Below are 19,598 nucleotides of genomic sequence, written 5' to 3' on the forward strand. Positions count from 1 at the left end.
CATTAGTCGACCAGTATTATACGTGTCAAGGAAAAAATCTAATCAAAAATCCCCAATCATGACTTTAGATTTTCAAAATCAAAAAATTGCAGCATAAAAAAGGCTGCCCTTTTCGGACAGCCCCTTAAATCCCGGTAAAACTTTCCCACTTATTGGAAAAGTTTAGGTGCAAAATCGGAAAGGTATACCCTCCAATTTCTCCAAGTATGTCCCCCTTCAGATTCGACATACTCATATTTCATACCCATACCATCCAATTTTTCCCGGTATTCGACATTGGCATCGTAAAGGAAATCCGTTTTTCCAATGGCTATCCAGTATAATTTATAGCCATTTTCCATCTGGGTTTTCAATGTCCCGTCTATATCACTGTAGACTTTTCCGGTCGCATCCTCTCTGGGCATAATGGCTGCAGAGAACAATCCCATATAATTGAAAGTATTGGGAAAATACCTGGAAACATGCATGGTATGATAGCCACCCATGGAAAGCCCTGCAATGGCTCGGTTGTCCTTGTTGGCTTTTACCCGGTAATTGCTTTCAACAAATTTGATGATATCCATAAAATTGGCTTCATAAGTTCCATCCATGGTCTTTGGCACCATAAATTGGGGTTTATAATAACCCAAACTTCCTTCACCCGGAGCTGCATCCTGGATCACATTGCCATTCGGCATCACTATAATCATGGGCTTGGCTTTTCCTTGGGCAATCAAATTGTCCATAATCTGAGCGGCTCGTCCAAGAGAAATCCATGCTTCTTCATCCCCTCCTGCACCATGTAAAAGATAAAGTACAGGATATTTTTCAGAGGAGCTTTCATACCCTGGCGGGGTGTAAACAGTGATCCTACGGTCCATGCCCAATCCAGGAGAATCATACCAACGGCGGGCAACAGTCCCATGTGGAATATCATTTGTTTTGTACAAATCTGCATGTCCTCCCCCAATGATAAAAATATTGGTGACCGAGGCCACGTCCCTAATTAAAAAAGGATTGTTGGGATCGATGGTGGTAAAACCATCAATGATAAAAGAGTAATTATATAATTCCGGTCCAAGAGCTTGGCTTTTAAACTCCCAAACTCCCTTATCATTCTTTATGAAGTCTGCTTTACCAGGCCCATCCATCTCACCCATAGGGGTATCAATTTTCACTGTGGGTAAAAAATCCCCCGTCACCTGCACAGATTTAGCTTCAGGTGCTAATAATCTGAAAGTAACTGTATTGTCCTCATGGATCTCAGGTGAAATGATTTGTTGTGCCCGAAAAAGGGCTTCCTGGGCCTGAGAGGATAATCCTAAAAAGGCCAGGAAAAGAATGGAAAGTATTAGTCTTTTTCTCATAAATAATTTTTTAATTCTCAATATGTAATTATAACATAAAGAAATTATATTTCCTAAAAAATTAAACCTGATAGGGAACATTGAATTAAAGCAAATGAAAAAACAAAACATCAGGATTTTTCCTGATTTGAAGAATTTAAGCATATTTGGTAATATATTTAGAGCTAAATCCACCATATGTATACAAGAAGAGAATTTCTCATTCATGGGCTCTTATTGGTTTTCACGATCATTGCCACGACTTTAGCTGGCGGTGAGTGGCTATTTGGTAGATCTATTCTTGCCAGTGAAGAACATTTTTTGACATTGGAATACTTTCTGAAATCCACACATTTCTCCATACCATTTATTGGAATTTTGTTTGTACACGAAATGGGACATTTATTGACTTCCATTCGCCATCAGGTGAAGTCATCATTGCCTTATTTTATTCCTGCCTGGCTTGGTTTTTTAGGAGCTCCATCTATTGGTACTTTTGGAGCTATAATCCAAATGAAAAGCTTTGTAAACAGTAGGAAAAAGTTTTTTGACATTGGAGTTGCAGGTCCTTTGGCTGGATTTATAGTTGCATTTGGGGTACTCTGGTATGGTTTTACGCACCTGCCAGAAGCGGATTACATTTATCAAATACATCCGGAATATTTGGATCCCGATTTCAAAGGTCATTCTGAAGAAGAAGGTTATATCAACTTGGAGATGGGGTATAATCTCCTTTTTTATGGGATGGAAAAGGTCTTAGCAGATCCCGAGAAAATGCCCAATATGTCCGAGATCATTCATTTTCCTTATCTTTTTGCCGGCTACTTGGCCCTTTTCTTCACAGCACTAAATCTTTTGCCCATAGGACAACTAGACGGTGGCCATGTGATATTTGGTTTGTTTCCGAAACACCACAAAAAGATTTCACTAATTGCCTTTACCGCTTTCGTGTTTTATGCCGGTCTTGGTATAATCAATCCATTCCAAGACATTGACCGACTATTGATTTCAATTCCCCTGTACATTGGATTTCTTTATATCATTTATAGGCGAGCAAACCTTTCTAATCAAACCAAATGGTCAATCATCTTATTGCTTGCTGCTAGCCAATATGCATTATTATTGTTTTTCCCATTGATAGAAGGATATTCCGGATGGCTTTTTTTTGCATTCCTTTTGGGAAGGGTAATGGGTTTGGAACATCCTGAGGTTAGAGGGGTTCAGGAAATGGATAAACTTAGAAAAATTACCGCTTGGATAGCAATATTCATTTTTATTTTATGCTTTACACCACAACCTTTCATTTTTGCATGATTTAGTCACTAGCACATTTATTTGACTACCTTTGTAGCATGTCAAATACAATAATTAACTACAACAATTTTTTAGCAAAGCTCGGTTTTCAGGAATTCAACAAAATCCAGCTCGATTTTTTCAATGAGGTTGATCATCATCAAAACCTGATTTTGCTTGCCCCAACCGGTTCTGGTAAAACGCTTGCATTTCTGCTTCCCTTGATCAGATCATTAGGGGAAAACAAAAAACATGTTCAGGGCTTGGTGATAGTCCCAACAAGAGAACTTGCCCTTCAAATTGAGCAGGTTTTCAAATCACTGAAAACAAACTTCAAATCAACTTTATGCTATGGGGGTCATTCCATGAGGACTGAACAAAACAGTTTGGCTGAAGGAGCTACGATAGTGATCGGGACTCCGGGTAGATTAGCCGACCATATCCAAAGAGGATCTTTAGAGCTTTCAGAAGTAAAAACAGTAGTTTTGGATGAGTTTGATAAATCATTGGAACTGGGTTTCCATGATCAAATTGAGTCAATATTCGAATCTATCATCGGAAATCCAAAGCACTTCCTTACCTCTGCCACTGACTTGAAGAAATGGCCGGACTTTTTGCCTTTTGAATATCCCCATGAAATCAATTACCTGGATAACACAGTAAAGTCTAATTTAGAACTCAAAGTGCTGTATACCAGTCACAAGGAAAAAGGCGAGAATTTATTGAGGTTACTTTCCAAATTTGATCAGGAGTCCTCTATTGTTTTCTGCAACCACCGAGAAGCCGTGGACAGGTTAAGTATTTTGATGAAGGATTATGATTTTGAGCATGCTGTCCTACATGGAGGCATGGACCAATTGGACAGGGAAAAGAACCTGATCAAATTCAGAAGTGGCACAGTGAATATCCTTGTGGCTACTGACCTGGCATCAAGAGGCCTGGATATCCCTGAAATCAAACATGTCATCCATTACCAACTCCCCCATAAAGAGGAGGCATTTGTCCACAGAAATGGACGAACAGCAAGAATGCATGCGGAGGGGATCAGTTATTTGGTAATTGCGGATGATGAATACGTGCCGGATTACATTGAACAGGAAATTCAAGAGATTTCAGTTGAAGAGGATTTTTCTGCCCCAGCCCCATCCGAATATGCATGTATTTATTTCAGTGCCGGGAAAAAGCACAAAATCAGTAAAGGTGATATTGTAGGGTTACTGACCAAAAAAGGAGGACTTGAAGGTAAAGATATTGGCTTGATCACTATTCTGGATACATCCACTTATGCTGCTGTGAACCGTCACCAATCAAAGAGAGTCATAGAAAAACTCCATAATGAAAAACTGAAAAAAGTGAAAGTGAAAGTAGAAGAAGCTAATTGAGGTTTTTACTTTCAGTAAATGATTTTTCAGCAGCGGATTTAAGTTCCTTTAAGTTTGTAACTAATCCTTTGTCAAGATTATTCTGGAAATAGCTACTAAACAGTTTCGGTAAAACACCTTGAAGACTTTCTTCAACTTTGACGATGGTTCTATTGCCTTTTTCTTCAAAAAACCAATTATGGATGGCCAAAGCTCCAATAGTGGAACCTGTCCAACCAAACTTTGACTTAGTATTAGATGTGTGAATTTCTGATTTAAATGAAAGCCCTCCAGCCTTCCAATCAAATCTTGTCCCTTCCTTTACCTCATCGTAAACATATGTCTCGGTTACATTTTCTTGCCAAGATGGCCAATCATTTATCCGTGTCAAAGTTTCCCAAACCGTCTCAACTGGAGCCTCAATTTCAATCTGATCTTTTGAAATAACTGGAGCTTTTTCATTTACAGGTATATTCATGTCGTCTTTTTGAGGTAAACTTTCAGTGTATTGACTAAACAAGTAATTTTCATGGTAAAAGAAAAAACTGAAGGTCAATACCAATCCCAGCAAAATGTAAATTAGAATCTTCATTTGATTAATTTTTGAATTTCTTACAATAGTTGAATTTAATTATCCATTGATAAATCTAAGTCCAACTCCCCCAAGGCAAACCTTAACATAATCTCTTGAAAATAAAGCGTATACTTAGCCTGAGCGGCGGCAGATTGTGCAGTAACCAATTGTTGATTGGCCTGTGCCAGATCCACGAAATTACTCACCCCAAGTCTGAATCTTTCCGAAATGGCGGTTTGGGCTTCCCTTGCTGCTTCCAACTGTATCCGTGTAGCCTCTCCCCTCTTTACTGAGGCCTGGTAGTTTTCATAAGCCAATTTGACTTCTTGTAAAATCTTTCTTTCTAAAGCTGATTTATCCAATTGTTGATTGTAAAACTGCATTTTTGACCTTGCTACAGTAGCCTTATTATCAAAATTGTTGAAAATCGGTAAGCTCAAACTGAATCCTACTGTTCTTTGTGGGTAAATAGTGAAAAACTGATTGCTAAAAGTTCTTTCATCCAATGTGGTAAAAAAAGTATTGTAATTGAAAAAGGCATTTAACTGGGGAAAATAAGAAGCTTTTGCCGCCATCAATAATTTGTGATTGCCTGACTCCATTAATTGCTGCTCTTTAAGATCCTTTCTATGCATCTTTGCCGTGGCATACAACTCATCCAATGGCATTGTTAATAACTCATGATACACCTTCTCAAGAGAAACCGGTTCAAGTTCAGGTACAGCATTAGGCCCTAATTGCAGGAATTCAGCCAAAGTCCAAAGGTCGGTTTCCCATTGAATCTTGGCATCCAAGGCTACAGTCTCCAATCTTGCTACTTCTGCCTGCTGATTATACAGATCAGATAAGGTTCTTAACCCTGCCTCTACAAAGCCTTCAATTTGTTCCAGTTGATTTTGTTGGTTGATAAGGTTCTGCTCTGCTATAAGGTACAGTTGCTCATCAAGCAGGACCTGAAGATATGATTGGGCTACATTGAACATAACTGTTTCTTTCGCTCTTCCTAAGGCTTGACTACCCGCATCTTCGAGAAGCTTACCCGCCTGTGTGGCATTGATTCTCCTAAGGCCATTGAAGATCGGCATAGTCGCATTGAGCCTGCCGGATACGATATTATTGACCTGATTGGTGACAATCAATTCCCCTTCTACCTGTTGGAATTGTTGCCCAATTTGCCTGAAATTATCATTTGTGAGGTTTACCTTTGGCAAGTGAGACATTTGGGCATTAAGCCTTTCAATCCTCAGCACCTCCTGTTGGTTTTCTAATTTCTTGTAATCAATGTTCTGCCTCAGTCCAATTTGTACAGCTTCTTGAAAATTTAACTTCAGCGTATCCTGTGCATTCAAACTGTCGAAAGCAAAGGTCAATATGCTGCATATTATCAATAACTTTTTCATCTTAACGTAATGTCATTTATGATTTTTCCGTCCACCATCTCAATCAGACGATTACCATATTCCGCATTTTCTCTGGCATGGGTAGCCTGAACGATAGTTGTACCTTCCTGATTGAGTTCTTTGAATATTTGCATGATTTCCTTAGCTTGAGCTGAATGGAGATTGCCGGTAGGCTCATCTGCCAATAATAGTCTCGGCCTTCCTGCTATTGCCCGTGCTATGCCGACCAATTGCTGTTGCCCTCCTGATAACTGTTCAGGAAACAGGTCTTTTTTAGCCACCATATTGAACCGGTCCAAAAGATCTGCAATAATGCTCTTGCGCTCGCTCCCAGATACTTTCCTGTAGAGTAAAGGCGTTTCGATATTTTCATAAACAGTAAGTTCGTCTATCAGGTGGTAGGCTTGAAAAATGTACCCAAACTCGGATTTATGCAACTGTGACTTTTGCTTTTCTTTCATACCATTGACAGATTGGCCATCAAAAAGATACTGCCCTTCAAAATCTTCATCCAGTAAACCGATAATATTCAATAATGTGGATTTACCCACACCGGAAGGCCCCATCAAGGTTAAAAATTCCCCCTGCTCAATATTCAGGTCAATGCCCTTGAGGATGAATACCCGATGGAACCTCGATTCAATAAATTTATCAATATTGCTGAGCTGTATCATATCTTATTCAATAAGTCCGATTTACCTTTAAACTGAAGATGATGTAAGATTTTTTTGTAATGGATTTACTTGGCATTCTCCTACATCCATCTTTCGAAATCCCACTTTAGAACTCCGAAATAATTAATCCCCTTACTCCCTTTTCTTAACTCTATTCCCATGCCATTAAAAAAAGCCCCAAATCACATTTTTGGGGCCTTTTGACTGAAATGAATCACCTTTGATCCGAACAACATTGTTCGCTTGCGGACGAAATTGAATTTTAAAATTAGTATTGGGATAATTTCAAATTCATACCCTTTACATATTCAGTTTGAAAATTCGGAAAAGGTTGAATAAATAATTAAAAATAACTGATTTATGAATTCTGCCACTAATCAATCAAACTTAGGGTTTTATCCAAATAGAGATTATTAGTGCCTATCATTTATTGATATTTGATTGGTAATTTAGGTATGATAAAAAATGATTCCATCTTAAAAGGTTTGGGCCGATCATTTAAAAATATTGAACCAAATAAATGAATTTTGTGCTAGCTTCCGACCAATGATTATCCCGCCTATTCCCCCTTTTGAAAACGAAAGATTAAAACATCTAAGGTCTTTTAAGATTCTTGACACCATTCCAGAATTGGATTATGATTCCATTACTGAATTGGCATCAACCATTTGTCAAACTAAAGTTTCCTTGATTACATTTATAGAAACTGACCGACAGTGGTTTAAATCAAAAGTAGGCATCGAAATAGAAAATGCCCCGAGGGAACATTCATTTTGTGCCCACGCCATCCTCCAACCTCAGGAAATTTCAGTTTTTGACAATTTGAACTTAGATCAAAGATTCAAAGACAATCCTTATGTTAAAACGGGACCAAAATTCAATTTTTATGCAGGAGTCCCTTTGGTAACAGATGACAACCTTCCTCTTGGAACGCTATGTGTTTTGGACTATGAGCACAAACAACTTTCTGACCAAAAGCTTGAGGCATTAAAAAAATTAGCAAGGCAGGTAATGTCTCTCGTTAATTTAAGAAAAACCAAAATTGCACTTGAGGAAAACAAAAGATAATAGAAAATCAACTCGCCTATCAAAATTCAATTTTTCATGCCATCCCGGGCATATTAATGGTGGTGGATTTAGATGGAAATTATTTAGAAGTTATATCTGGCAAAAATGAAGATTTACTTTTTCCACCAGAACTCTTTTTACATAAAAATTTCAAGGATATTCTTCCAAAGGATATTGCTGAAGAATCTCTTTCCATTTTGGTAAAATTAAAGCAAGGAGAAACTTTTGGCTTGATGGAGTATGCGTTAAAAACAATTGGAGGCAAAAAAGATTTTATTGCTCGGTTTTCAAAATTTGGAAAGGACAAAGCTATCATTCTAATCAGCAATATGACTGACTTAAAAGATGCTGAAAGAGAGCTGATCAGAACTAAAGATGTCCTTCAGGAAGCAGGGATAATGTCAAGAATCGGGGGATGGGAAGTAAACTTTATTGATAACACTCAGACTTGGACCGAAATAACCAAAGAAATATTGGAGTTCGAAGGTGAAACAATACCTCCGATAGAAGAAAGTATTAAACTATATGATTCAAGTGAAAGTCTTGAAAAAATAACAAGAGGTTATAATGATGCCATACAAAATGGCAAAAGCTATGACTTAGAACTTTTAGTCAAAACATTCGCTGGAAATAAAAAATGGGTAAGAACTATCGGCAAGCCCATATTTGAAAATGGAAATTGTTTAAAAATTTTCGGGACCTTTCAGGATATTTCTGACCGAAAGGAATATGAAAATCAAATCATATCCCGCTCAGCTGAATTTGAAAACCTCTTCAATACAATGGCCCAAGGGGTAGTTTATCATGATAGTGAAGGGAAAATAATAAGAGCTAATCCAGCAGCTGAGAAAATTCTTGGTTAAGCCTGGACCAAATGCACGGAAGAACATCTGTTGATCCACGTTGGCATGCTATTTATCTAGATGGTAGCCCATTCCCAGGGAATGAACACCCTGCTATGGTCACCTTACGCACTGGTAAGATGATCAAAAACCAGATTATGGGTGTTTTTGCCCCCGAAATCGATGCATACAGATGGATTCTTATCGACTCGGTACCAGAATTTAAAATAGGTGAAAAAAAACCATTTAGGGTCTTTGCATCATTTCATGATATCACCCCTATCAAAGAAATTGAAAATCAACTTAAAGAGAACCGTGCTAATCTTAATCTGATCATTGAAAGTTCCAAAGAATGCATCTGGTCTTTAGATAAAGATTTTAATATAGTTTATGCAAACAAAATGTCTCAAAGACTTTTTAATGAATATTTAGGTCTTCATTTAGAAAAAGATGACAATTTTTTGGCGCCACTTCCAATAGAAAGAAAAGAATTTTGGAGAAATAATTTCAAAAAGGTTTTTGATGGTGAGTCCATCAATTTAAATTTTAACTATGATTATGAGAATTTTAAAAAGTATTTCGAAGTAAGTATCACACCAATTAATGTCGAGGGAAAAATCATAGGCGCCGCAGCTCTTGCATTTGACAAGACTGAAACGACAAAATACTTGATGGCAATTGAAGAGCAAAATACCAGGCTAAGGGAAATTGCATGGATTCAATCACACGTGGTCAGAGCACCTCTTGCACGGCTAATGGGGTTAGTCAACCTCTTACAGGATGAACAATTAGAAACCCTAGAAGCAAACTTCTTTCTCCAGTCAATCTATACTTCTGCTTTGGAGTTGGATGATGTCATCAGACAGACTGTAAATAAAACTGATCGTTTATCTAAAGAATTATAATTCTGGAACTTCAAATATCGTCCAACATTGTCATATGCTTTCTTTATGCATCTTTGTACTGCTTCATCCATAGCTTCAATTCCAGCAATATTTATTTTATGAGAGCACAATGAATTCGGTTTATCTGACTCTAACTTACCTTATAGTTGCTGTTCTTTTAAATTAATTGCAACTCCTTATTATAATTGAAAATCAATCAAAGGGACTATCACATTTTCCAAATATATCATCTATAAAAGTCTGCTTGAAAAACTCAACTTATAATATGGTAAAAAACAGCTGGATAATCAATTAGAAACAGCCTTAAGCCCGATAATTGAACCTATTAATGCAGTAATAAATAATATCCTTAAAAATGTTGCTGGTTCTTTGAACACAAAAATCCCAACCAATACTGTTCCCACTGCTCCAATACCTGTCCAAACAGCATAGGCTGTTCCAATAGGTAATGATTGGGTTGCTTTAATTAAAAGTCCCATGCTGATGCTAAGAGTCACAACGAACCCTGCATACCAAAAATACATGTCAATTCCAAAACTCGATTTAGCCTTTCCTAGGCAAAAAGCAAAGGCCACCTCAAATAAACCAGCAATGATTAAAAGAACCCAATTCATTTATTTTCAATAATTTTTTGATTTTGGAAGTATTAGGCTTTTTACATTTCCAGACCCACCAAATAACCTGTATATAACAAATAAAAGCTGAGTAGAACAAATGCCTGCCAACGGTCCAATCGGTGTTTTTTACCAATGAACATGGCTAAAAAGAGAAACAAGGTCCCTCCCATTATCAGGTAAATATCAGTATTGAATGAAGATTGAAAGTTCAAAGGTCGAATTAATCCGCTAACCCCAAGAATAAGGAAAATATTGAAAATATTGGAACCAACGATATTTCCAATAGCAATATCTGCATTACGTTTCATGGCCGCTACAACTGAAGTCGCCAGTTCAGGTAAAGAGGTACCTGCAGCAACAATGGTAAGACCAATTATTTTTTCACTGACTCCAAGTGACTGTGCCATAGCGACGGCATTATCCACCACTAGTTTTCCTCCGAGCACTAAACCTCCTAAACCTGCAAATATCAAAACCCATATTTTCAATGTGGTATAATCTTTAGCTACTACCACTTCAATATTGGGGTCAGTTTTCAGTTGCGTCGCTACATATACGAGAAAAGCAATGAAAAAGACCAAAAGCAATGCCGCATCATATCTTGAAAGCAATCCTGAGGATCCGAAAAAATAGTTATTGACTAAGAATAATAAGAATAAGGCCGCTAAAAATGAAAAGGGGATTTCCTTCCATACAGTACTTGATTGTACATATAGTGGAGTGATGATGCCGGCAATTCCCAAAATGACAAAAAGATTGAAGTTGTTCGAACCTATTATGTTCCCAAAAACTATATCTGAATAACCTTCTGATGCAGCAACCACGTTAACCACAAGCTCTGGAGCAGATGTCCCAAAAGCCACTATAGTCAAACCAATAGCAAGATCAGAGACCTTGTTTTTCTTCGCCAGTACAGAGGCGCCATCTACCAACCAATCAGCACCTTTGACCAATAGTACAAGACCTCCTGCAAGAAGTAATAATTGAAGAACCATAGCTGATTTAATATTGAAAAGCAGCTATAAAGTTGGTGATTTATCTGTGAATAATTGTGATTTGAATTAATAAATCTCAAAATTAAATTTACAATTTATAACTCCATAAATCATTGATCCAGCTCCTCCTACTCCACCTTAAACGCATCCACCGGATTGATCATAGCAGCACGGATAGATTGAGAACTTACAGTCACTGCAGCAATAATGGTGGCTACCAATCCCGCGAAGAAGAAAACAGACCAGGAAATGGAAATTTTATAGGCAAAATTAGCCAACCAGCTATTCATCCCGAAATACGCGAGGGGAATAGCCAAAATAAAACCTATCAATACCAATTTCAGAAAATCCCTACCCAACAAACTCACTATCCCCCATATACTGGCACCCATTACCTTCCTGATACCGATTTCTTTCACCCTTCTTTCTGTGGCATAGGCTGAAAGACCAAATAAGCCCAAAACAGAAATCAGAATGGCCAATCCTGCGAAGAAACCGAAAACTGTTCCCACTTTTTCCTCTGCTTCATACTGTTGATTAAAACGGTCTGCCACAAAATAATAATTAAAAGGAAAATCAGGTTTCATTGCCTGCCATTCTGCTTTTAGAAACTCTAAAGTCTCTTCTTTTGATTCTGATCTGATTTTTATGGCAACCTCATTGAATCGGTCCTGAGGAATCAAAAAAACCATGGGGCTTATGGGCTGATGTAAGCTTTCAAAATGGAAATCCTTCACTATGCCCACTACATATCCTCTCCGGTTACCGTACAGGAACTGTTTGTCTATGGCCTCTTCTTCATTTTCCCAACCTATAGCCCGGACAGCAGACTGATTCAGAATAAAAGCCTCAGTGGAATCGCTTGCCATATTATAGTCAAAATCTCTTCCTGCCACAATTTTCATTTCAAAAGTCTTAAAAAAGGAATGGCTCACATGTATATCTGCAATCCTCACATCAATAGGAGAAAGCTCACCCCTGACTTCTGCCTGTGCCCCCTGAGCGTCAAGAAGACGACCCGATGGCAACCTGCTGCCTAATGACACTTCTGAAACTCCCGAATTAGAAATCAGCCTTTCCCTCAACATTTCATAATTATCTGTAAACTCTACGTATGCGGGCAAGACTACAATCTCTTCTTTCTCAAAACCCAAATCTTTATCCTTCATAAAATCAAGCTGCTGAATGACAACGAGTACAGCTACGATCAGTACGATTGAAATGGCAAATTGACCAATGACCAGAAAAGACCTGAGTTTTTCATGAATGGAACCTATCTTATAGGTACCCTTCAGTACTTTGACAGGTTGAAACCCTGATAAAAAAAGTGAAGGATAACTTCCTGAAATCAGGCCAACGGCAATTACTAAAAACAATAAAGCTAAGATATAATAAGGACTATCTAAAAAATTTATTTCCAATTGTTTATTAGTAAAATCTCCAAAAGAATTTATACTCAAGGCCACCATGACTAAAGCAAGCAAAAGTGCAATAAAAGTCATGAATATTGTTTCACTCATGAACTGCTTCACTAACAGTGGCCTATCTGCGCCAAGAACTTTTCTAAGCCCTACCTCCATCGCACGCTTGGCAGACCTTGCGGTCGCTAAATTCATAAAATTGATACAGGCTATCAACAATATGAACACTGCAATTGCACTATAGATATAAACATATTCTATACTACCGTTAGGTTCTATTTCTGAATCTAAATTGGAATAAAGATGTATATCCCTCAATGGCCACAAAAAGAGCTTGGTGCCCATCGAAGCTGAAAAACCTTGGGCACTTGGCGGTATATGTCTGTCAATAAAAGCTGGCAACTCAGCTTCTAAATCCTCGGCATCAATTCCCTCTTCCAAAAGCAAATAGGTTGAAAAACTGTTACTGCCAAAATTTTTCATGACGGCTTCATATCCTCCGTAAAACTCTACAACGGGTTCCATGGAAGCCAAGAAATCCAATTGGAAATGAGAATTATCGGGAACATCTTCCATGATCCCACGAACCTGCATATCCATAGACGCAGAGCCAATTTTGACTTCCATATATTCTCCCATAGCAGATTGATCCCCGAAATATTTCTTTGCCATGGATTGAGTCAAAACCAAACCATCAGGAAATGTAAGGGCTGTCGATGGATCTCCTTCTACTAATTTCCAAGAGAACACCTTGAATACTTCAGGGTCAGAAAAAAAGAACTTGCTTTCTTCAAATACATCATCCCCTTCTTTGACGACAAGCTTGACATTCATCAATCTTACTGCTTCCTCAATCTTTCCTTGAAAATCCGATTTCAGCAATGGTCCGAAAGGAGGCGCTGCATGACCCAAATGAAGATTAGCTTCGCCATTTGGGTTAAACCATGCACGGGAAACCCTGAAAATCCTATCACCATGCTGATGATAATTATCATAGCTTAGCTCATGCTGGACAAAAATGAAAATCAAAATACTTGCCGCCATACCGACAGACAAACCCAAAATATTGATCAAAATATAAACTGGGTTTTTCTTAAGGTTTCGGATGAAAATTTTCAGATAATTGAACAACATGATTGTGGGGTTTATTGAAGTTATGCTCTTTGAGTGAATTTAAGATTCCTGACTCTAGTCATCTTTCAAAGTCTTGGCAGGATTTTGTATATATACTTTGACAGTTCTGAATCCAATGGTCATAAAGGAAATCGCCGCAACAATGAAGATTGCAGATAAGTAAACCCAGGCCGGTACATCTGAATGATAAGCAAAGCCCTTTGCCCACTCTTTACTGAACCATATCCCAAAAGCAACAGCCAGAATGGCTGATACAGCCAAGAGTGCAAAAAAATCAGCGGCAAGCACCTTTAATACATCTTCGAACTTTGCCCCAAGCACCTTTCGGATGCTGATTTCTCTTGTTCGCCTTAATGCCACATAAGAAACCAGGCCAAACAAACCCATGATGGCTATAAACACTGCTATTCCTGCAAATACAGTAAAGATCGCCCCAACTCTTTCCTCTGATCGGTACATGCGTGCATATTCTTGATCCACAAACTTGTAATTGAAAGGTCTGTCAGGATATTGACTGGACCATAAAACTTCTAGTTTACTGAGATTTTCAGACGGATTTCCTTTTGGCAATTTTGCGAGAATGACATTTGCTTGTTCAGGGTCAACAACTATGGCTAGAGGCCCTACATGATGGTGCAGGGAATTGAAGTAGAAATCCTCAACTACTGCCTTAATGCCTGAAAGTCCTTCTTCTCCCAAACTCACTTTTCTACCTATTGCATCTTCAGGGGTCCAACCAAGTTCTTTAGCTGCAGATTCATTTAATATCAAAGAAAAATCAAACCCTTTTTCATATGCCTCTGTACGGCTGATATCATTTTCTGAAAAATCCTCACCAGCCAGGATAGTCAGGCCCAGAGTTTTGACTATATCCTGGTCTACCGAATAACCAGTAATCATGATTTCTTTATCATTATCACCTCCTGGGAATATTTTATAGCCAGCTTTTATATGGATAGGCATATCAGCTGCCAATGCTACCTGGCTTGCTACACCTGTTCTCAACATTTCAGATTTAAAGCTCTTAATGGAATTTCTCATGTTGTAATGATAGGATAATGCCACCACTTCCTCCCTGTCATATCCAAGATTAATGGTCTGCATGTAATCCAATTGATTTTTAACTACAATGGTCGATATCAATAGACCGATGGAGACAAAAAACTGAAACACCACCAAAGACTTCCTTAACCAAGCTCCTCCTCCCATTTTGATGTTTTTTCCCAGGGCCTTCAAAGGCTCCATATTGGATAAAATCAGAGCCGGATAAAAACCAGACAAAAGACTGACCAAAATCAGGATAATGGCCATGACAAATACTCCCAATGGCGAAAAAAGCACGTTAAAATCAAAAGGAACTCCTGTTAAGGATTCAAAATTGGATGCTAGAATAAAAAGAGCCAATAAACTGAACAACAAACTGCTGGCAGTCAGTAAAAAGGATTCAGAGATGAACTGACCAAAAAGCTGGGAACGACCCGCTCCCAAAACTTTCCGCAGTCCAACTTCCTTATTCCGTTCTGTAGCTTCAGCCGTTGCCAGATTAACATAATTGATGATGCCGATGAAAATCAACAGTATTCCAACCAGTCCAAAAACATACAGGTAACGGATATCCGTCGTCGGTTTGATTGTTGAAATGGCACTATCCGAAACATGAATAGTGGTTACAGGCTGTAGATGAAAACTGGTTGTAAAACCATATGCTTTCATGGCTTCACCAAAATATTTGTCAGAAATTTGGTCTATTTTCCCCTTTATCTCAGACAGATTGAATCCTTCCTGAAATTTCACATAGGAATAATAATTGGAAGGTGACCATTCGGGGTTTCTTCCATGTCTGTGTGTCTTAAAAGATGCCAAAAAATCAAAATCTATATGACTATTGGAAGGAAAATCCTGCATAACACCAGTCACTAGGTAATCTGCACCATCCACTTTTAGGCTTTTCCCTGTTGCCTCTGCAGCTGAATTAAAGTACCTTTTGGCTGTCGATTCGGTCAAAACTATCTGATCAGGCTCATTCAAAACCAATGAAGGGTTTCCGGTAAGCAGAGTCAAGTCAAACACTTTGAAAAAATTATGATCTGCATAGGCAAATTTGTTTTCTTCCTGATTGCCCAACCCGGCATCCACTAAAACAGAAGAAAATATACTCAGGTCAAAAACCAAGGTTCCTGTCTCCACCTCAGGCACCTCTTCTAGTAAAGTTGGTACCAAGCTGGAAGGTGTTGTACTCACCATTTGACCTTCAGCACCGGAAACAAATTCCTGATTGATCTTATATATCCTGTCATAATCCGAATACATTCGATCATAACTCCATTCATGATGAATGTAAAGGGAGATTGCCAAAAAACTTACTATGGCTATCGTAAGCCCTAAAATATTGATCCCTGAATAGAGCTTCCGCTTACTTAGGTTTCGCAATGAGACTTTTAAATAATTTTTCCACATAAGAAATCAGACTAATAAATGGTTTAAACAGTGATGGACCTACTTACTTGAAAGGCACTTAGCAATCAATCTCAGACCTTACAAAACAAGTAGGTAAGAAACTATAAGATTTATAGGTACTTACCCAGTATTATGCCAAGTACATAACCTTAAAAAAAGCAGCAAAAGGGCATTTTTGTTGATTTTATATATTAAAACACGGACAGTATTGTTCGCTCGCGGTCAATGATCTTTATTATGAAGGCTAAATGAATTTTACTATTACCTGAAGTCTTTAATCCATCTTGGGATCATACTGTGTTACTTTCAAGACTATAAATTACTTCAAATTTCCGGAGGCATTTAAGAGATGTTGGATTGAACGTAATTTGAACTTTATCAAAAAACATGAAGCTCTGAAATATTTTAAAACTTAAAAAATTACTCTTGACAAGCACATAAATGCAGGTTTTTTTTCAACATTAATTTCCTGAATTTTTGTATTTGGAAAATTAGCTTATTGACGCTTTATTACAGATTGTTTCATAAAAATGTTTTATTATTTTCTAAAGGGCATATGACGTCAAATGAAAAACATTTCCCTTTCAATGAAAGGGAAATTGCAATAAATACTTGTTTAACAGCAGATTTTCGACAAAAGAAAAACTTGACTCTCCAAATCTGATCCTCTTCATGTGTTAATATTAGCCATAAATGGCACTTAATTTGTAAAAAGAATTTGAAACACCTGATAAATAGACACTTAACTTAATGAAAAGCAATTGTTTATAGTGAAATTCTCCCTCAAAAACTCGATTTGAATCAATGTGATTTTGTTCACTTAATCTCCAAAAACCAACTACTTCTAAGATTTTGAAAGTTACATTCAATATATTTTCCTACACTTTATACTTGTTAATGGTTTTCCAAAGCCTGGATAGCCTGGCCGACGAAGGCTCAGAGCAGTTAAAGGACAATTTGAAAAAAGACTCTCAAGAATATGTAATCCGATTCTGGAATAACACCAATGGGCTTCCGCACAATACCGTTTATGCCTTGGAAAAAGGCCCTTTAGGTTTTATCTGGATGGCGACGGAAGAAGGACTGACTAGGTTTGATGGCTCTGATATTGAAGTTTTCAATAAAGACAATGTGCCAGAATTAATTGAAAATTCATTCTATGGATTTTTCCTGGTAGAAGGAAAGGGAATTTGGGCTGCAGGAGATTATAGTCTAGCCTTCATTTATAAGAATATCGTCAAAGTAGTGGACTGCCATGAAATCACCACTGATTCCTGGATTACCGCTGTGACAGAGGATCATCAAGGCAATTTATGGGTAGGCACAAAAAACGGCCAATTATTTCAATTGATTGATGACAAATTTGCTCAAGTCCCAAATTGGCTTCCAAAAGAAGATGTTAGCATTCAAAGCCTTTATAATTCAGGCAATCAAATGTTTATTGGAACTGACGAAGGTTTATATTCAATGAACCTTGACTCTTTTGAATACAACAGGATAGGACCAAAAGACCTAAATACCAGGATTATTTTCACTGTAAAGGATCAAGTTTATATTGGAGCGCCTAAGACAGGGGTTTTAAGTTTAGACAAGTCAGAGAACTTGACCACAATCATTCCTGACAAGGATCTTGCATTTCTTGATTACAGGAATCTTAGAGTGGATGATAAGGGAAATATTTGGGGGGGTACTGAAAAAGGCGAACTTCTGATTATAGAAGATGGTAAAGTCAGTAAAATACCTTTGTTAGAAATAAGCGATATTTCTATCAGGAAATTATGGGTAGATGAGGATATGATATTCATTGGAACCCAAGGAAAAGGATTGGCCGTTGTAAGAAAATCAACGATCCAAAAACTTGATCATGCCCTACTATCCAAGCAAAACATCAGACCAATATTCATTTCCCCAAATGGTACGAAATGGATTGGAACAAAAAGCAATGGTCTTTTCAAGCTAGATGGAGAAAAGACCATATCATTCACTACCAAAACCGGATTACAAAGTGATGCTATTGTGACTATTGGCGGTGATGATGAAAAGATTTATGTTGGCACAAGAAACGGCATGCATCTAATCAATGCAAAAAACAATAAAATAGAGCGTAACTACTATGCTGAGAACGGTTTTCCCGGTGAGCATGTCAATACCATTTTTCAAGCTTCAGATGGCAAAGTTTGGTTTTCCATTGCCAATAAGGGCATATACTACCTTGATGATAAAGGGGAAGCAGTAAAAGTCAATTTACCAGAAAAGCTACAAGCTGTCAGTTACATTACTGTTCAGGAAACAAAATCAGGTGAACTCCTTTATGGTTCAATCAGTAAAGGTCTGGTCAGGATAAAAGGAGGCGTATTTCAGGAGCATATTGATCTGCCATTGACCCCAGGTGAAAATATTATTTACAGTATTTTTGAGGATCATGACGGATCTCTTTGGCTGGGTACTCAAGGTGGTCTTTTGTGGTACAATAATAAATCTTTCAAACACCTGACAAAAAACAATGGCCTAAACGCCAACGGCATTTACTCCATCATGGAGGATCATCATGGCAAGATTTGGCTAAGCAGTAATTTTGGCTTACAGAGGATTGCGAAAGAGGAACTTACCAAATTTAAATCATCCGATGATCAATTTTTTTATGTAACTTCTAATTTTTATGGCCATGAAAATGGAATGAGTAATGAAGAAACCAACAGCCTTATTTATCCAAGTGCAACAATGGATAAAAATGGGACGATTTGGTATCCTACTATTGAAGGTATCAGTATAGCTGATCCAGGATCTATTCAAGAAGATCGCTCCCAATTAAAATTTCATTGGGACATACTTAGATTAGGTAATAGTTTTAAAAATATACTACCTGGTCAAGATGTGATTGAAGTTCCAGCTGACATTGATTACTTTGGCATAACATTCAGTAATATCAATTACCATAATCCTGAACAAGTGGCTTTTTATTACAGAGTCAAGAATCTTTCCGAAGACTGGATTTACCTAAGTGATAGAAAAGAGCTAATCTTTAACAGTTTGAAGCCCGGTAATTATTCCCTGGAAATTAAGACAATTGAATTGGGCAATATTGAATCAGTCCATAGCTTAAATATTAAGGTATTACCTTTATTTTACGAGACATATACCTTTAAATTGATATTGGTTGTGATTGGATTATTATTGGCCATGTTTTTGGTACAATATTATTTAAAAGTCCGTATTGGAAAAGATCTGGAAAGAATGGTAGAGCAAAGGACCCATGACTTAAATGATACCAATCAAAAACTTGAGAGTGCCATGTTGGAAATAGCAGCACAAAATGAAACTTTGAAAAATATTACATGGCAACAGTCACATACCGTAAGAGGGCCTCTTTCAAAAGCGATGGCAATTGTTCAGATGTTGATGAATTATTCAAAGTATCACGAACTACAAATGAGTAAGGAGAAGCTATTCTTGGAACTTGAAAAAACGCTTGAGGAATTGGATAAAATGATCAGAGAAATCAATAAGAAATTTGAAGGTTTGAGGAAGTAAG

At 37.6% G+C, this 19,598-nt stretch carries 14 protein-coding genes; 6 read left to right on the top strand and 8 right to left on the bottom strand.

Going from position 1 to position 19,598, the window contains the following annotated elements; translation table 11 throughout:
• Positions 1–149: 149 nt before the first annotated feature.
• Complete coding sequence (locus ACFFIP_RS17300; protein WP_382389001.1) at positions 150–1,346, bottom strand: esterase; 1,197 nt, start codon at positions 1,344–1,346, stop codon at positions 150–152.
• Positions 1,347–1,523: 177 nt separating this feature from the next.
• On the opposite strand from ACFFIP_RS17300, the gene ACFFIP_RS17305 reads away from it, so the two are divergent.
• Both ACFFIP_RS17305 and ACFFIP_RS17310 read left to right on the top strand, forming a co-directional pair.
• Positions 1,524–2,639 (top strand): site-2 protease family protein, encoded by a 1,116-nt coding sequence (locus tag ACFFIP_RS17305; RefSeq protein WP_382389002.1) that lies wholly within the window; start codon positions 1,524–1,526, stop codon positions 2,637–2,639.
• 38 nt (positions 2,640–2,677) lie between these two features.
• Positions 2,678–4,000, top strand: a complete 1,323-nt coding sequence (locus tag ACFFIP_RS17310) for a DEAD/DEAH box helicase (protein WP_382389003.1) — start codon at positions 2,678–2,680, stop codon at positions 3,998–4,000.
• Here ACFFIP_RS17310 and ACFFIP_RS17315 read toward each other — a convergent pair.
• From ACFFIP_RS17315 to ACFFIP_RS17325, 3 genes are read right to left on the bottom strand one after another with little or no spacing between them, the layout of a single operon-like run.
• Complete coding sequence (locus ACFFIP_RS17315; protein ID WP_382389005.1) at positions 3,993–4,571, bottom strand: SRPBCC family protein; 579 nt, start codon at positions 4,569–4,571, stop codon at positions 3,993–3,995. The genes ACFFIP_RS17310 and ACFFIP_RS17315 overlap by 8 nt on opposite strands.
• A gap of 35 nt (positions 4,572–4,606) precedes the next feature.
• Positions 4,607–5,953: a TolC family protein gene (locus ACFFIP_RS17320; protein ID WP_382389006.1), complete on the bottom strand. Its 1,347-nt coding sequence runs from the start codon at positions 5,951–5,953 to the stop codon at positions 4,607–4,609.
• Complete coding sequence (locus ACFFIP_RS17325) at positions 5,950–6,627, bottom strand: ABC transporter ATP-binding protein (RefSeq protein WP_382389007.1); 678 nt, start codon at positions 6,625–6,627, stop codon at positions 5,950–5,952. The genes ACFFIP_RS17320 and ACFFIP_RS17325 overlap by 4 nt, the downstream gene beginning before the upstream one ends.
• Positions 6,628–7,173: 546 nt before the next feature.
• Here ACFFIP_RS17325 and ACFFIP_RS17330 point away from each other — a divergent pair.
• The 3 genes from ACFFIP_RS17330 to ACFFIP_RS17340 are packed head-to-tail and all read left to right on the top strand — an operon-like array spanning position 7,174 to position 9,442.
• A complete protein-coding gene (locus ACFFIP_RS17330) occupies positions 7,174–7,695 on the top strand; it encodes a GAF domain-containing protein (protein ID WP_382389009.1) in 522 nt (173 codons plus the stop codon).
• A 56-nt stretch (positions 7,696–7,751) separates the two neighbouring features.
• Positions 7,752–8,558, top strand: a complete 807-nt coding sequence (locus ACFFIP_RS17335) for a PAS domain-containing protein (protein ID WP_382389010.1) — start codon at positions 7,752–7,754, stop codon at positions 8,556–8,558.
• Positions 8,559–8,569: 11 nt separating this feature from the next.
• Complete coding sequence (locus ACFFIP_RS17340) at positions 8,570–9,442, top strand: PAS domain-containing protein (RefSeq protein WP_382389011.1); 873 nt, start codon at positions 8,570–8,572, stop codon at positions 9,440–9,442.
• 287 nt (positions 9,443–9,729) lie between these two features.
• Here ACFFIP_RS17340 and ACFFIP_RS17345 read toward each other — a convergent pair whose 3' ends face one another.
• From ACFFIP_RS17345 to ACFFIP_RS17360, 4 genes are all read right to left on the bottom strand, one after another.
• Entirely contained in the window at positions 9,730–10,056 is a 327-nt protein-coding gene (locus tag ACFFIP_RS17345; RefSeq protein WP_382389012.1) for a DMT family transporter, read from the bottom strand.
• Between the two features lie 41 nt (positions 10,057–10,097).
• The gene (locus tag ACFFIP_RS17350) at positions 10,098–11,054 is read right to left on the bottom strand and encodes a calcium/sodium antiporter (RefSeq protein WP_382389013.1); all 957 of its coding nucleotides are present in this window, start codon (positions 11,052–11,054) and stop codon (positions 10,098–10,100) included.
• A gap of 128 nt (positions 11,055–11,182) precedes the next feature.
• Complete coding sequence (locus ACFFIP_RS17355; RefSeq protein ID WP_382389014.1) at positions 11,183–13,609, bottom strand: ABC transporter permease; 2,427 nt, start codon at positions 13,607–13,609, stop codon at positions 11,183–11,185.
• A gap of 54 nt (positions 13,610–13,663) precedes the next feature.
• A complete protein-coding gene (locus ACFFIP_RS17360) occupies positions 13,664–16,066 on the bottom strand; it encodes an ABC transporter permease (protein ID WP_382389015.1) in 2,403 nt (800 codons plus the stop codon).
• An 897-nt stretch (positions 16,067–16,963) separates the two neighbouring features.
• On the opposite strand from ACFFIP_RS17360, the gene ACFFIP_RS17365 reads away from it, so the two are divergent.
• Positions 16,964–19,597 (top strand): ligand-binding sensor domain-containing protein, encoded by a 2,634-nt coding sequence (locus tag ACFFIP_RS17365; RefSeq protein ID WP_382389017.1) that lies wholly within the window; start codon positions 16,964–16,966, stop codon positions 19,595–19,597.
• Position 19,598 lies beyond the last annotated feature (1 nt).

It is taken from the genome of Fontibacter flavus (assembly GCF_042432905.1).
GTDB classification, from domain to species: Bacteria; Bacteroidota; Bacteroidia; order Cytophagales; family Cyclobacteriaceae; genus Fontibacter; species Fontibacter flavus.

What these genes read in the sequence shown, in the direction of transcription:
- ACFFIP_RS17345 (WP_382389012.1), bottom strand. Translation starts at nt 10,056, where the DNA reads ATGAATTGGGTTCTTTTAATCATTGCTGGTTTATTTGAGGTGGCCTTT.
- ACFFIP_RS17360 (WP_382389015.1), bottom strand. Translation starts at nt 16,066, where the DNA reads ATGTGGAAAAATTATTTAAAAGTCTCATTGCGAAACCTAAGTAAGCGG.
- ACFFIP_RS17330 (WP_382389009.1), top strand. Translation starts at nt 7,174, where the DNA reads ATGATTATCCCGCCTATTCCCCCTTTTGAAAACGAAAGATTAAAACAT.
- ACFFIP_RS17350 (WP_382389013.1), bottom strand. Translation starts at nt 11,054, where the DNA reads ATGGTTCTTCAATTATTACTTCTTGCAGGAGGTCTTGTACTATTGGTC.
- ACFFIP_RS17325 (WP_382389007.1), bottom strand. Translation starts at nt 6,627, where the DNA reads ATGATACAGCTCAGCAATATTGATAAATTTATTGAATCGAGGTTCCAT.
- ACFFIP_RS17340 (WP_382389011.1), top strand. Translation starts at nt 8,570, where the DNA reads ATGCACGGAAGAACATCTGTTGATCCACGTTGGCATGCTATTTATCTA.
- ACFFIP_RS17315 (WP_382389005.1), bottom strand. Translation starts at nt 4,571, where the DNA reads ATGAAGATTCTAATTTACATTTTGCTGGGATTGGTATTGACCTTCAGT.
- ACFFIP_RS17335 (WP_382389010.1), top strand. Translation starts at nt 7,752, where the DNA reads ATGGTGGTGGATTTAGATGGAAATTATTTAGAAGTTATATCTGGCAAA.
- ACFFIP_RS17355 (WP_382389014.1), bottom strand. Translation starts at nt 13,609, where the DNA reads ATGTTGTTCAATTATCTGAAAATTTTCATCCGAAACCTTAAGAAAAAC.
- ACFFIP_RS17310 (WP_382389003.1), top strand. Translation starts at nt 2,678, where the DNA reads ATGTCAAATACAATAATTAACTACAACAATTTTTTAGCAAAGCTCGGT.
- ACFFIP_RS17365 (WP_382389017.1), top strand. Translation starts at nt 16,964, where the DNA reads ATGGTTTTCCAAAGCCTGGATAGCCTGGCCGACGAAGGCTCAGAGCAG.
- ACFFIP_RS17305 (WP_382389002.1), top strand. Translation starts at nt 1,524, where the DNA reads ATGTATACAAGAAGAGAATTTCTCATTCATGGGCTCTTATTGGTTTTC.
- ACFFIP_RS17320 (WP_382389006.1), bottom strand. Translation starts at nt 5,953, where the DNA reads ATGAAAAAGTTATTGATAATATGCAGCATATTGACCTTTGCTTTCGAC.
- ACFFIP_RS17300 (WP_382389001.1), bottom strand. Translation starts at nt 1,346, where the DNA reads ATGAGAAAAAGACTAATACTTTCCATTCTTTTCCTGGCCTTTTTAGGA.